This window comes from Methanoculleus frigidifontis, assembly GCF_030464345.1.
Classification (GTDB): Archaea; Halobacteriota; Methanomicrobia; order Methanomicrobiales; family Methanoculleaceae; genus Methanoculleus_A; species Methanoculleus_A frigidifontis.
Map to the genome: position 1 here is coordinate 15,319 of NZ_VCYH01000015.1, position 12,308 is coordinate 27,626.

Genomic DNA, 12,308 nt, shown 5'->3' on the forward strand with positions numbered 1-12,308 from the left:
CTTACCTCTGCGGCGGCGGGCTTGTGGGCGTGCCCTTCGTCGCCTCCACCTCCGCGAGCCTGCCGGCGACCCACCGGTAGGCGGTCTCTGCGGCCTCCCGGACGGACGCGCTCGCATCTTCCGACCGGAGCCGGTCGAGCGGCTCTTTTGCCGCCGGATCGGCGATTGCACCGAGCGAAAGCGCGGCCTCTGCCCTGACAAACTCGTCGTCGTCGCCGAGCGCCCGGATCAGCCCCTCAACGTCCCGCTCATCACGCATCCTGTCGACATCATCCCGGTCCGTCATCGTTCTCTTCTCCCTCTGCAGGGCATCTGCTCCCGTGCACAGTATTTAAGGATTCCTTCCCGTCGGGCAGTAAGGTATTAGCATCTCGCCACCCTACACCCACGCCTATGTCGGATCCGCAGGTGCGCAGGTCCGGGCAGCACCGCCGCCGTCCCGGCGTGGGCGCCAGAAAGGCGGCCATGAAGCCGGCCGTCCTCTCTGCGCTGCTCCTGCTTCTGCTTGTGGTGCCGCTCGCCGGGTGCATGGAGCTCGGGAACCAGGAGATGACGGCGGGCGACATCAGGCGGGAGTATCTTGCTCACCAGGAGAGCGTCCGCGAGTACTCGGCAACGCTGCAGATGACCGGACCTGCGGGAGTGCGGGACGGGCAGACCGTCGTGACGGCGAAGGCGCCGTGCAGGTACCGCCGCGAACATCTCGACGAGGCGGGTCTGCCCGAGAGGATAGAAGTCTGCAACGGGAGCGTGCTCTGGCGCTACACGCCCGGAACCGGGGCGGTGGAGCAGGTGCCCGCAACCGGCGAGATCTGCACGGCTCTTCTCCACGAGGATTACCAGCGGGTCGTTGCCCGGGTCGTGGCGGAGAATGCGATCGCGTATCGCGGGGTGGAGGGGGTGAACGGCAGCAGGGCGCACGTCGTCGAGGCGGCGCCGGACAACCCGTGCCGGTATACCGGCCGGGAGTTTGCCCTGATGCGGGCGTGGATCGATACCTCCACCTGGATGGTCGACCGGGTGGACTTCGCGGACGGTTCCGGGGACTGTCTCCTCTCGGCCGAGTACGCAAACATCGCCGTCAACCCGGGGATTCCCGACAGCACGTTCACGTTCGTGCCGCCGGAGGAGGCGGGAGAGGCGCCGCTCATCCCGCTCACCTTCCCCCTCTAGGTTCCGGCTATCACGGGGCGTACCGGCCGCCCTTCAGCATCCGCTCTGCCTGCAGCCGTGTGACGAGCCAGGTATGGGCTGCCGAGGCCGCCCTGCGGACGTCCGGACTTCCATCAGAAAACTTTGCATGCTTCAGGGGCTCCGCCGCCCGGCTGTCCCCGACCGCCCCGAGCGCCGTCGCCGCGGCCGCCCGCACGGTCTCCGAGGGGTCGGCAAGTGCCCGGATCAGCCCCTCCACGTCTCTCTTCCGCTGCATGGCGGCAACATCCGTCCGTGGCATATCTCGTGCGGTCTATTCCCGCGGGTGCATATGAATATTGCTGCAGGCAGAAAGAGAGAAGAGAGGGCGGGGTGCGGGGCTACGACGTCGCGACGTCGATGCACTCTTTCCGCGTCCCGATACGGGCGAGCGCCCCGCACATCCCGGGGACATAGGCGAAGGCCTTGCCGGAGTCGACCATAATAGCCCGGTAGCGGTCCATCGCCGGCGAGACGACCATGCAGGTGTCGGGGACGACTTTTGCGCCGCTCCGCTCGATGGCGCCGACGAGGTCCGGGTTCTCCCGGGCGACCGCCCGTGCGACGAAGACGAGGAGCGGTTTTGTCGTCTGCTTGTCCCGGAGGAGGTTGGCGACCTCCCGGAGCTCGTCCGGCGAGCAGTGGGGGCAGCCGATGGCGACCGCGTCCACGTCCAGCGCTGCGAAGAGGTCTTCGATATCCTGCTGCCCGACGGTTATCCGCTCAAGGCTTTCTGTCTCGAAATGAAAGACCCGCGTCTCCGGCGTAATCTTATCCACGTGGAAGAGGGCGACCGCGCCGCTTGCCGCCATCGCCGCCCCGAGCGCCTTGAGCTGGTCGCGGCCCGGCCGGATGCCGGTGAAGATCGGTATCCGGTTGCCGACCTCGCGCCCCGCCAGGTAGCCGATGGCGCCGTAGTGATCGGCGTGGGGCGCGTCGCCCGCCTCGACCTCGACGACGACGCCCGGCCGGCGGTTCTCGACAATGTGCAGCCCGTAGAAGGGCGTCTTGCCGACGATCGCCGCGGCAAGGGCGCTCGGGCCGCCCTCCCGGTTCGTCCGCGCCCCGATCACCGAATTTGCGTAACAGACCGCGCTCGACTCGGACCACGCCAGGTGTTCGCCGTACTCGGTCCGCTGGAGGTAGTAGGGCGTGCAGGTGCACTCCAGTTTGATCCCGAGCCTGCGGTACGCGGCGAGCACCTCCTCCTGCTGGTGGGCAAACTCCGGGGTGATCCCGTCGAGCTCCCGCCACTCGTCCCGGGGCATTCCGATGGGGTTTAAGACCGCCGGCACCGCCACCCGGGCGTTCATCGTGGAGAGCCAGTGCAGCCCCCATTTTCCGATCGTCTTGTAGGACGCGCCGCTCACCTGCGCACTCGCGATCGGCACCAGTTTCTCGGCGTCGTAGACCCGGCCGAGAGCGACCAGGATCTCCATCATCTTCTGCCGGGTCTCGCCGAACTCGCCGGCCAGCACGTTCTCGTCTTCTGCGTCAAGGTACATCGTTTCACTCCCATCCTGCCCGCACAAACTCGTCTTCTTTGCCCATCACCATCGTGGCGTCGACGCCGACCTTCACGTTCGTGCCGTCGCCGAGCCGGGTCGGGTCGAGGGACGAGCCCCGCACGCCGGTGATCACCATGATATCGGTATCCCCCCGCACCCGGGTCGCGATGGCGAACTCGACGTCGGTCGGGTCGTGGATATCGATGTCCTCGTCCACGATCACCACGTGCTTGAGCGAGGTGTGCGCCGCGAAGGCGGCCATGATGGCGTTCTTCGCATCGCCCTGCGTGTTTTTCCGGATCTTGACGACGGCGTGGAGGTAGCCGGCTCCCCCTTTGGTGAGGAGGACATCGCAAACGCCGGTCACCTCGCCGACCGCCCGGTAGATCTTCGGCTCGTACGGCGCTCCCATCAGGAGCTTGTGCTCGTCGCCGGCGGGAAGGATCCCGTGGTAGATCGGGTCGGGTTTGCAGTACATATGGGTGAATTCGATCACCGGCTCCTGCCGCACGGGGTCGTAGGTGCCGGTGATGTCGACGAACGGCCCTTCGGCGGCACGCTCCGCACCGATGTATCCTTCGAGCACGATCTCGGCGTCGGGAACCAGGACGCCGTTTGCACACTCCCGGACCGCAAGGGTGCCGCCCAGCAGTTCTGCGGCGTAGGCGAGCTCTTTTCCCTGCGGAACGCGGGTGCAGGCCGCGAAGGTCACCAGGGGGTGGGTGCCGATCGTGACCGCAACCGGCAGCTTCTCGCCCCGGGCGAGGGCTTCTTTGAGCATCGTGTGGGTGTGGCGCCCCTCCACCAGGCGGGCGGCCACGCGCTTTTCGTCGAGCACCATCATCCGGTGGATGGAGGCGTTCTCCATATCGCCGGCGCGGGAGAAGACGATCCCGGAGGTGATGTAGCGGCCTGCGTCCCCGGGGAAGTGCTTCATGATCGGAATGCGCGAGAGGTCTGCCGGCTGCGGGTCTGCAAGCGCTCCTGCGTCGACCACATCTCCCGCATAGGCCGCACCCGCCAGGTGCGGGACGAGCCGCCGCTCCCCGACGCCGAGCGCCGCCGCCAGGGCCGACCGGTCGGCCATCAGGTTCATCACCGCCCGGTGCCCCTCCAGGTCGTGGAAGAAGAGTATCCTATCGCTCGCCTTCGATCGCTTCGGGGCGTCGAAGACCGTCGAGCACGGCTCGCGGATATCTTCGACCCGCCCCTTCTGTCGCATCATCTCGATAAATTCACGCATCGTATCCGCTCCATCGTGTGCCGAGCGCGTGCTCGACGCCCAGGTGGTCGAGCACCCGTGCGGCGACCATGTCCACCAGGTCGTCGATCGTCGCCGGGTTGTGGTAGAACGGCGGGCTGGCCACCATGACCGTCGCTCCCGCCTCGTCCGCACGCAGCATGTTCGTTAAGTGTATCCGCGAGAGCGGCATCTCCCGCAGCACCAGGATGCACCGCCGCCGCTCTTTTAAGCAGACGTCCGCTGCACGGGTGATCAGGTTGTCTGCAAATCCGTTGCTGACGGCGGCGAGCGTCTTCATGCTGCAGGGCACGATCGCCATGCCGTCGTAGCAAAACGACCCGCTGGCGATGTCTGCGGCGAGGTCGCTGTTCTCCGCATAGATCGCGTCGAACCCGTCGAGGCCGACCTTCTCGAGGTCGGCGATCTGCTGGCCGACCTCTGAGATGACGATATGGACGGTCGCCTTCTCGCAGAGCACCTCGAGGATCCGCCGGGCGTAGACAACACCGCTTGCTCCCGTGACCCCGATCACATATTCTTTCGTCATAGTTCCTCACATGTCAGGTAAAAACCAGTTTGTCCTGTTTCGTCGGCTTCTTCACCCGGAGCACCTCTATCGCCGCCGCCTCGACGGTCGTCCGGTGCTCCGGCAGGGTATAGACCCCGAGCCGCCACTGCTGCCGCCGGGTGTCGTTTAAGGTGTTGATCAGCGGGGAGACCTCCTCGATCTCCACCATGGTGTGGCTGCTCCGGACCCGGACCTCCATCGACATCTCCCCGGGCAGCGGGGGGATATCCACGAGCACCTGCCACTCCTCGACCCCTGCCGCCCCGGCGATCTCCCGGGCGAGGCTTCGCTCCTTTGCAAGGTCGAGGCCGCTGACGGCGGATGTCAGGTTCACGCGCCCCTCGCCGACGTAGAGCGCCCGTTTGTAGAGCCGGCGGTTGTAGACGCCTTCGGCAAGGCTCCGGGTGACCGGGTGCGGCGATGCCAGGAGCGTCTGCATGCAGGCGGCGTCGTCCATCCGCATCATCGCCGCGGCGTCGGCGCCCGGGACGTGCTGCAGGTGCTCGGTCGCGGCGAGAACGAACATGCTGGTGGCAATCCTGCTGACGTGATGGAAGTAGACGGCCGGCCGCATCAGTGTCCGGGCGATCAGGAGCGACTCCGCGGCGTTGATGCCGCTCTCCTCGATCCCGATCCCTGAATCGGTGAGGAGAATGCTCCGGATCAGGCGCTGTGCGTCGACCGTCCCGTAGGGAGCGCCGGTATAATGCGCATCCCGCATCAGGTAGTCCATCCGGTCGACGTCGAGGCTGCCGTGGATGATCCCGGCAAGCCGGTGGCGCCCGCTGATGATGGCGTAGACCTCGGCAGGGCTGATCCCCTCGCCCTCCAGGATCCCGGCGACGGGCCCCGCCCTGACAAGGTCGGCGATCTCGTGGTGCCGCCTGCCGGTGCATGCCTCCATGACCGGTTCGATGACGTGGGAGAACGGGCCGTGGCCGATGTCATGGAGAAGCGCTGCTGCCGTGACGATCTGTATTTCGTTCTGGTACAGGCCGAGCTGCCGGGATATCATGGAAGCAAGGTGCATCGTCCCGAGCGAGTGTTCGAAGCGGGTGTGGTTCGCTCCGGGGTAGACGAGATTGGCGAACCCGAGCTGGGAGACGTGGCGGAGGCGCTGAACCCGCTGTGAGTCCAGCAGGCGAAGAGCAAGAGCGTCCACCTCCACATATCCGTGCACCGGGTCCTTGATAATCTTCATCGGTTTTCTGTTGAAAGTTCGCCGACTGTGCATTAATTAGTTTCTCCCGCCTCCGGTCTGCCGTTCCCGGGCGTTCTATCCGTCGATCGCGGTCACCTCCGACGGGGTGGAATCGCCGGTAATTTTATGGCTCTCCGGTGCGGAACCGGAGCCCGGTGAACGGTATGGCAGAACAGATCTACCGCGAAGTGAACGATGTCGACGACATCGCAGCGATCAACGAGACGATCCGCCAGGAGATCCGAAGCGCCGGTTCACGCGACAGGGTGACCGAGCTGAAGCGGAGGAGCAGGTACCTTGTCGTCCTGCTTGCGCCGGACAACCCGACGGGTCTTGCAGAGAAGTTCCGGGAGATGGGATCGCTGGACGAGGCACAGAGACGGGCGTGGGAAGAGTACGAAAAGACCACTGAGGTTGCAAACAGCAACCGGCACGGCGGCGATGCGTATTCCGTCGGTGAGAAGCCCGACTACGTGGGGTGACCGGCTATGGCGTATACGGAGACGACCGCGAAGTATGCAGGAGAGACCCGGACATACTGGATAACCTACGAGGTTCCAAGCAGCAGGACCAGAGAGCCGGTGGATAAGGCGAAACGGTTCTATGTCCCCGGCGACCTGAAAAAGACGGAAGGGCCGGACTATTTCGAGAACCGGATGGGCAACCGGACGTACGGGATCCGGGTGACGTACGAAAACCCACGGAAAGGGTATACGGCAGAACGGGGGGAGACCGGGTACGAGGTCGAAGCGACGACAACAACGGTGACGAAGATCGTCAAGTTGCCCGAGGACGCACTCCACGTGCAGGTTACCGAGAAAGAGCCCAAAGCTGCACTGTCGGTTGCGTGACCGCACGGCGGGAGGCCCGATCAACCTTCTTCACCTCAGAGCGCCCACCACTTCTGAAGCATGATCACCTTCCTCTCGGGCGGGGCGGGAACGCCGCGGCTGGTTCAGAGCGTCCGGCAGATCCTCTATGACGGCGAGATCGCCGTCGTTGCCAACACCGCCGACGATCTCTGGATCAGCGGCGGCTACCATGCTCCCGATCTCGAAACACTCCTCTACCTCTTTGCCGGCATCCTGAACACCGGCACCTGGCAGGGGATCGGGGGAGATACCTTCTCGACACACCGATACCTGAAGAGAGCCGCCGGGGAGGAGTGGCTCGAGATCGGGGACAAAGAGCGTGCGGTGCAGATCGCCCGCGGCGAGATGCTGCGGAGCGGAGTGACGGCGACGGAGGCGGCCCGCCGGCAGGCGTCCGCCTTCGGCATCGAGGCGACGATTCTTCCGATGACCGATACCGGCATCACCACCTTCGTCGAGACCGGCGAAGGTGCCATGCATATCCTGGAGTACTGCAGGGCAGCACCTGCCGATCCGGCGATCCGGCGGATCCTGCGTGCCGGCGAAGAGGAGCCGGCGGCGACGCCTGAGGTGCTGGGCGCGATCGCGGCGGCCGATGCCGTCATCATCGGGCCGTCCCACCCGGTGCAGGGCATCCTGCCGATCCTGGACTGTGCCGGCGTCCGCGAGACGCTCGACGGGCAGCTCGTTATCGCGGTCTCCCCGTTCCGGGCCGACAAACCGGTGAGCCCCGTGGATACGGCACTGATGCGTGCCGCAGGCGTTGAACCGACAGCGTCCGGCGTCTATTCTCTCTACCAGGACGTCGCGGATATCTTTGTCCAGGACCTCCGCGACCCGGACGTCGTCGAGGGTGCGCTGCGCCTCGATACCCGGCTCTGGCGGGGCAGAAATCTGGATGCGCTCGCCTGGGATCTCATGGCGGTTATCCGAAAGGCCGTTTCGTGAGGGAATCGCCGTATCGACGCGAAAAGGCTATTTTGAGGAATATTTTCCGGTTTCCGGTGTGTAGCCTCCGGTATGCAATTTGGTAACGTTCATATAGGCCCGCCATGCACCCCTATGATTGCATGATTACGTTCCTCTCGGGCGGGACGGGAACGCCGAAGCTGCTCCGCGGGTTCCAGGAGATCCTGGACGAACGCGAGATCAGCGTGATCGTCAACACCGCCGAGGATATGTGGCTCACGGGAAACCATCTCTCACCCGACGTGGACACGGTGATCTATCTCTTCGCCGGGCTCCTCGACACGGCGAAGTGGTGGGGGATCCGGGACGATACCTATATCACGCACGATTTTTTGCAGAAACTCGGGATCGAGGAGTTCATTGCCGTCGGCGACCGCGACCGGGCGGTGCATGCGGCCCGCGGCGAGATGCTCCGCTCTGGCATGACCCTGACGGCGTCGACGCGGGTGCTCTGCAGACGGCTCGGTCTGCGGGCGACCGTCCTGCCGATGACCGACGCGGAGGTGACGACCTACGTCCGCACCGCCGATGCGCAGATGCACTTTCAGGAGTACTGGGTGAAGCACCGGGGCTCGGTGGAGATATCCGGCGTCGAGCGGGTCTGCCGGGATGCGCCGGAGGCGACGCCGGAGGTTCTCTCCGCCATCGAGGAGAGCGACGCGGTCATCATCGGCCCCTCAAACCCCGTGACCAGCGTCTCCCCGATCCTGGAGTGCGCCGGCGTCCGCGAGGCGCTCAAAAAACAGCGTGTGATAGCGATCAGCCCGTTCATTGGCGACACCCCGGTGAGCGGCCCGGCTGCGGCGCTGATGCGTGCGTTCGGGTTGGAACCGACCTCTGCAGGGACGTTCCGCCTCTACGAGGACTTCCTTGACATTTTCGTGCAGGACGTCCGCGATCCGGTGGAGATCGATGGCACTCTCCGTCTCGATACCCTGATGATCAACCGGGGCAAGAGCCTGCACCTTGCAAAGAACCTCATGGCGCTCCTGGCCCGGTGACCCCGGTTACTCCCCCTGTCTGCTCCGGTAGTCCCGGATCGCCTCGTGGAGTGCGTCCGCTGCCAGGTTCGAGCAGTGCATCTTCCGGGGCGGCAGCCCCTCGAGCTCGGTAGCCACGTCGTCACGGGTGATCGCCATCGCCTCGTCGAGGGTTTTGCCCTTCGCCATATCGGTGACCATGCTGCTCGTGGCGATGGCCGAGCCGCAGCCGAAGGTGCGGAACCTGATATCCTCGATACGGTCATCTTTTACGGTAATGAAGATCTCCATGATGTCCCCGCAGACGGGGTTGCCCACCTTGCCGTAGCCGTCTGCGTTCTCGATGACCCCGACGTTGTGCGGGTTCATGAAGTGCTCCATGACCTTTTTGCTGTACCCGATCTGTTGCTCTGCCATAGTATCGGTCCACCTCGGATTAGAGCGGTGTAATGGCTCGCAGCCGTTTAACTGTTTCCCTCGCCGCGTGCAGGACGGCCGGGACCTGCTCGGTGGTGTTCGACCGTCCGAGCGTTGCGATCATCGAGCCGTGCGCCTCCGCGTGCGCAAGGCCGATTGCGAGGAGGACGTGGGACGCTTCGAGCGTCCGCGAGGTGCAGGCAGACCCGGTAGCGACGGCGACGCCGAAGAAGTCCATGCCGAGCTGGATGCTCTCCCCTTCGATCCGGGAGAAGCGGAAACTCGCGTGGTGCGGCAGGCGGTCGGTCGGGTGGCCGGTCAGGGCGGCCTCCTCGAGGGTGAGGATGCCTTCGATCAACCGGTCGCGGATGGCGGCGAGCCTCCGTCTCTCCCCCGGCATATCGGCGGCGGCGATCCGGGCAGCCTCGCCCATCCCGACGATCCCGAAGAGGTCCTCGGTCCCGGACCGCAGGCCCCGCTCCTGTCCGCCGCCGAGGACCACCGGCTGCGATCGGACGCCCGGGCGGATGTAGAGGGCGCCGGTGCCTTCCGGGCCGCCGAGTTGGTTTCCTGAGAGGGTGAGGAGATCGATGCCGTCCCGCTGGACATCGATCGGGATCCGGCCGCCTGCATCCGTGGCGTCGACGTGGAGATACTTCCCTCTCTCGTGGACAATCTCGCCGATCTCGCGGATCGGTTCGACGGTGCCGATCTCGTTGTTCGCGTACATGACCGAGGTCACGGTCGTATCGGGCGTCACGGCCTCGCGCAGCGCCTCGCAGTCGACGACTCCCCATGGATCGACCGGCACCGTGGCGTAGGTAAACCCGCTCTTCTGGAGGTCTTTTGCAGGATTGAGCACCGATATATGTTCTATGGCGCTCGTCACCACCTTCTTTCCGGTCCGGGCGTTCCGCAGCGCCGTCCCCCGGACCGCGATGTTGTTCGACTCGGTGGCGCCGCCGGTGAAGACGATCGACTGGGTATCCTCCGCGTTGATGAGGTCGGCGACCCTGCCGCGTGCCTCCTCGATGGCGGATTTTGCCATGAGCCCCTCCTCGTAGAGGCCGGAGGGGTTGCCGACCTTCCCGGCCAGGTACGGGAGGGCGGCGTCGATGACCCGCGGATCGACCGGCATCGCCGCCGCGTGGTCGAGGTAGATTCGCTCCATACGACCGCCCTAAAAGGTTATGACGGCGTCGGCATCGATCGCGATGTCGTTCAAGGTCGTGGCGCCGACGATTGTGCCTTCGGGTATGAAGTCGCCCCGCTCCATCCCGAGCAGCTGCGTGCTCTGTTCGCAGATGTAGATCTTCACGCCCGCGGCGATCGCCTGCTGCATGATCTCGGCGAGGCTCGGGAAGTTCCCGATCCGGATCTTCTCAGCCTCGCCCCGCTTGACGACGGTCACGCCCTTGATCATGAAGAAGATCTCCGCATCCATGTCCATCGCCCGTGCGGTCATGGCGAGGACGAAGGGGGCGTAGAGCCTCTCGGGGGTATCGGTACCGCTGGTCTGGATGTACAGCACTCTGGCCATGCGCTCACTTGCCCCCCTTCCGTATATAAATTGTCGTTACGCCGCCGGTCTCTTTCGTCTCCGCGAACCCCCACCCGCACTGCCCGGTAGAACGAGCCCGTCCGGTCGCCGTCCCGTCCCGGCGGCGATCGCCCGCCACCGGATCTGGGTCGTCTGTCCCGTTATCGCTGCTGCTCCGCAGTCTGCATTGTCGGTTCGATCTCCTCGGACCACTCCTTCGTTTTGCGGATCCAGATCGAGGTCACGCCGGCGACCTTCTCCTGCTCTTCGATACTGAACCCGAGATTACCTGCCCAGTCCTCGACATCCCTCACGACCGCGGGTTTGTCGGTCTCGACCTTCAGCACCTGCCCTTTCTCGAGCCTTCCGAACTTCTCCTTCACCAGCAGCATCGGCGCCTCGCAGGCCCCGATGCAGTCGGCGGTCGAATCAGCATACATTTTCCATCACCTCATTTCATCCGACGAATGTAGAACGTCATAATCCCGCTTTCTTTCTCAAACTGCACGATCTCGTGCCCGACACGCTCTGCCCAGCGTTTGATGTCCTCTTCGGCTGCGGGATCGTCCGCCTCCACCTTCAGGATCTCCCCGACGCCGATCGCGTCGATCTGTTCTTTGGTCATGGCGATCGGCATCGGGCAGTAGAGCCCGATGCAGTCCACTTCTGCTGCCGGTTCGATAGATGCACTCATCCTGTGTCTCTCCTCCTGTTGCACCGGCCTGTTTTCCCGCCTGCGTCCGGTGGCGGCGAACCCATGGTCGCTGTCGGCCGCACGGTCTCGTGCATTCGATGATATAAGTGTTGCGCTGCCCCGGGTGCAACCGGACCTGCCGGCGGCCGTCGCCGGCAAACGCTGCAAAGCAGCCACGAAATGCCGGGATGGTCTCCGGAATAGGTTTTCACCTCCCGTGGGTGTATTCCCCGGCGCTCTCCGGATCCGGGATGCGCATGCGCTCGGCGGCTGCCGGGTCTCCGACTATGCCGGGCGCTCCGTGCCCTCCGCAGGGGGCGATTTTCGCACGAGAAGGCTTCTGCTGTTGCATTTCCCTCCCCGTCATGCGGATTGCCGGAGCAGCCTTCGTCCATTCTCCTGCCCCTTTTCGGGCAGATATCTTCCTTGATTCGTCTTTTGGCGAAAATTTGCCTTCATATTGTAAATATACTGAAATAATAGACGTATTTTCAGAATTGCTGCTTGGGAAGACCAAAAATATTAAAAATTCTCACGATGAGAAGCTTGACAATGTTTGTTCCGAGCAAATGTTTCTTTACGAAAGGTGTCGGTGTCCATAAAGACAAACTGGCCTCCTTCGAGCTGGCGCTCAGACAGGCCGGTATCGAGAAATACAATCTGGTATACGTCTCCAGTATCTTCCCACCAAACTGCAAACTGATCACCCGGGAGGAAGGGCTTGCCGAACTGCAGCCGGGTTCCATCGTCTACGTCGTCATGGCACGGAGCGAGACCAACGAACCCAAACGGCTGACCTCTGCAGCCATCGGCCATGCGATGCCCAAAGAGAGCAACGAATACGGATACCTCTCCGAGCACCATGCCTTCGGGGAGACCGAGGAGATCAGCGGTGAGTATGCCGAGGACCTTGCAGCAACCATGCTCGCAACCACGCTCGGCATCGAGTTCGATCCCGACCGCGCCTGGCAGGAGCGTGAACAGATCTACAAGGCCAGCGGCAGGATCATCTACACGACCAACATCTGCCAGGCCGCCGAAGGGGATATGAACGGCCGGTGGACAACGGTCATTGCAGCAGCGGTCTTTGTCTGAATACAGACTGAGAGTCGCCAATCTTTTTTC

General features: G+C 64.2%; 17 protein-coding genes. 6 read left to right on the forward strand and 11 right to left on the reverse strand.

Going from position 1 to position 12,308, the window contains the following annotated elements:
- Position 1: 1 nt before the first annotated feature.
- Positions 2-286: a HEAT repeat domain-containing protein gene (locus tag FGU65_RS14980; protein WP_301665310.1), complete on the reverse strand. Its 285-nt coding sequence runs from the start codon at positions 284-286 to the stop codon at positions 2-4.
- Between the two features lie 107 nt (positions 287-393).
- Between FGU65_RS14980 and FGU65_RS14985 the strand changes: the two genes are divergently transcribed.
- Positions 394-1,173: a LolA family protein gene (locus FGU65_RS14985; RefSeq protein ID WP_301665311.1), complete on the forward strand. Its 780-nt coding sequence runs from the start codon at positions 394-396 to the stop codon at positions 1,171-1,173.
- Between the two features lie 10 nt (positions 1,174-1,183).
- On the opposite strand, the gene FGU65_RS14990 is transcribed toward FGU65_RS14985, so the two are convergent.
- The 5 genes from FGU65_RS14990 to FGU65_RS15010 form a co-directional block, all read right to left on the reverse strand.
- On the reverse strand, positions 1,184-1,453 hold the full coding sequence (locus FGU65_RS14990) for a HEAT repeat domain-containing protein (protein WP_301665312.1): 270 nt from the start codon (positions 1,451-1,453) through the stop codon (positions 1,184-1,186).
- 79 nt (positions 1,454-1,532) lie between these two features.
- Positions 1,533-2,696: an aconitase X gene (locus FGU65_RS14995; RefSeq protein ID WP_301665313.1), complete on the reverse strand. Its 1,164-nt coding sequence runs from the start codon at positions 2,694-2,696 to the stop codon at positions 1,533-1,535.
- 4 nt (positions 2,697-2,700) lie between these two features.
- On the reverse strand, positions 2,701-3,942 hold the full coding sequence (locus FGU65_RS15000) for a UbiD family decarboxylase (RefSeq protein ID WP_301665314.1): 1,242 nt from the start codon (positions 3,940-3,942) through the stop codon (positions 2,701-2,703).
- The gene (locus FGU65_RS15005; protein ID WP_301665315.1) at positions 3,935-4,489 is read right to left on the reverse strand and encodes a UbiX family flavin prenyltransferase; all 555 of its coding nucleotides are present in this window, start codon (positions 4,487-4,489) and stop codon (positions 3,935-3,937) included. The genes FGU65_RS15000 and FGU65_RS15005 overlap by 8 nt, the downstream gene beginning before the upstream one ends.
- 13 nt (positions 4,490-4,502) lie before the next feature.
- Positions 4,503-5,711, reverse strand: coding sequence for an HD domain-containing protein (locus FGU65_RS15010; protein ID WP_301665316.1), 1,209 nt, complete (start codon positions 5,709-5,711; stop codon positions 4,503-4,505).
- A 164-nt stretch (positions 5,712-5,875) separates the two neighbouring features.
- Here FGU65_RS15010 and FGU65_RS15015 point away from each other — a divergent pair, with 164 nt between their 5' ends.
- The 4 genes from FGU65_RS15015 to cofD all read left to right on the forward strand — a co-directional run bounded on the left by FGU65_RS15015 (position 5,876) and on the right by cofD (position 8,553).
- Complete coding sequence (locus tag FGU65_RS15015) at positions 5,876-6,193, forward strand: hypothetical protein (RefSeq protein WP_301665317.1); 318 nt, start codon at positions 5,876-5,878, stop codon at positions 6,191-6,193.
- 6 nt (positions 6,194-6,199) lie between these two features.
- Entirely contained in the window at positions 6,200-6,562 is a 363-nt protein-coding gene (locus FGU65_RS15020) for a hypothetical protein (protein WP_301665318.1), read from the forward strand.
- Positions 6,563-6,622: 60 nt separating this feature from the next.
- Positions 6,623-7,531, forward strand: coding sequence for a 2-phospho-L-lactate transferase CofD family protein (locus tag FGU65_RS15025; protein WP_301665319.1), 909 nt, complete (start codon positions 6,623-6,625; stop codon positions 7,529-7,531).
- A 122-nt stretch (positions 7,532-7,653) separates the two neighbouring features.
- Positions 7,654-8,553, forward strand: coding sequence for a 2-phospho-L-lactate transferase (gene cofD, locus FGU65_RS15030; protein WP_301665320.1), 900 nt, complete (start codon positions 7,654-7,656; stop codon positions 8,551-8,553).
- Positions 8,554-8,559: 6 nt separating this feature from the next.
- Here the strand turns inward: cofD and nifU are convergent, their stop codons facing one another.
- From nifU to FGU65_RS15055, 5 genes are all read right to left on the reverse strand, one after another.
- Positions 8,560-8,949 carry a Fe-S cluster assembly scaffold protein NifU gene (gene nifU, locus FGU65_RS15035; protein WP_301665321.1) on the reverse strand — a complete coding sequence of 130 codons (390 nt, stop codon included), beginning with the start codon at positions 8,947-8,949 and terminating at the stop codon, positions 8,560-8,562.
- A 19-nt stretch (positions 8,950-8,968) separates the two neighbouring features.
- Entirely contained in the window at positions 8,969-10,120 is a 1,152-nt protein-coding gene (locus FGU65_RS15040) for a cysteine desulfurase family protein (protein ID WP_301665322.1), read from the reverse strand.
- Between the two features lie 9 nt (positions 10,121-10,129).
- A complete protein-coding gene (locus FGU65_RS15045) occupies positions 10,130-10,489 on the reverse strand; it encodes a DsrE family protein (RefSeq protein WP_301665323.1) in 360 nt (119 codons plus the stop codon).
- 161 nt (positions 10,490-10,650) lie between these two features.
- The gene (locus tag FGU65_RS15050) at positions 10,651-10,929 is read right to left on the reverse strand and encodes a sulfurtransferase TusA family protein (protein ID WP_301665324.1); all 279 of its coding nucleotides are present in this window, start codon (positions 10,927-10,929) and stop codon (positions 10,651-10,653) included.
- An 11-nt stretch (positions 10,930-10,940) separates the two neighbouring features.
- Positions 10,941-11,183, reverse strand: a complete 243-nt coding sequence (locus FGU65_RS15055) for a sulfurtransferase TusA family protein (protein WP_301665325.1) — start codon at positions 11,181-11,183, stop codon at positions 10,941-10,943.
- Between the two features lie 552 nt (positions 11,184-11,735).
- Here FGU65_RS15055 and FGU65_RS15060 point away from each other — a divergent pair.
- A complete protein-coding gene (locus tag FGU65_RS15060; RefSeq protein ID WP_301665326.1) occupies positions 11,736-12,278 on the forward strand; it encodes a pyruvoyl-dependent arginine decarboxylase in 543 nt (180 codons plus the stop codon).
- Positions 12,279-12,308: the final 30 nt, after the last annotated feature.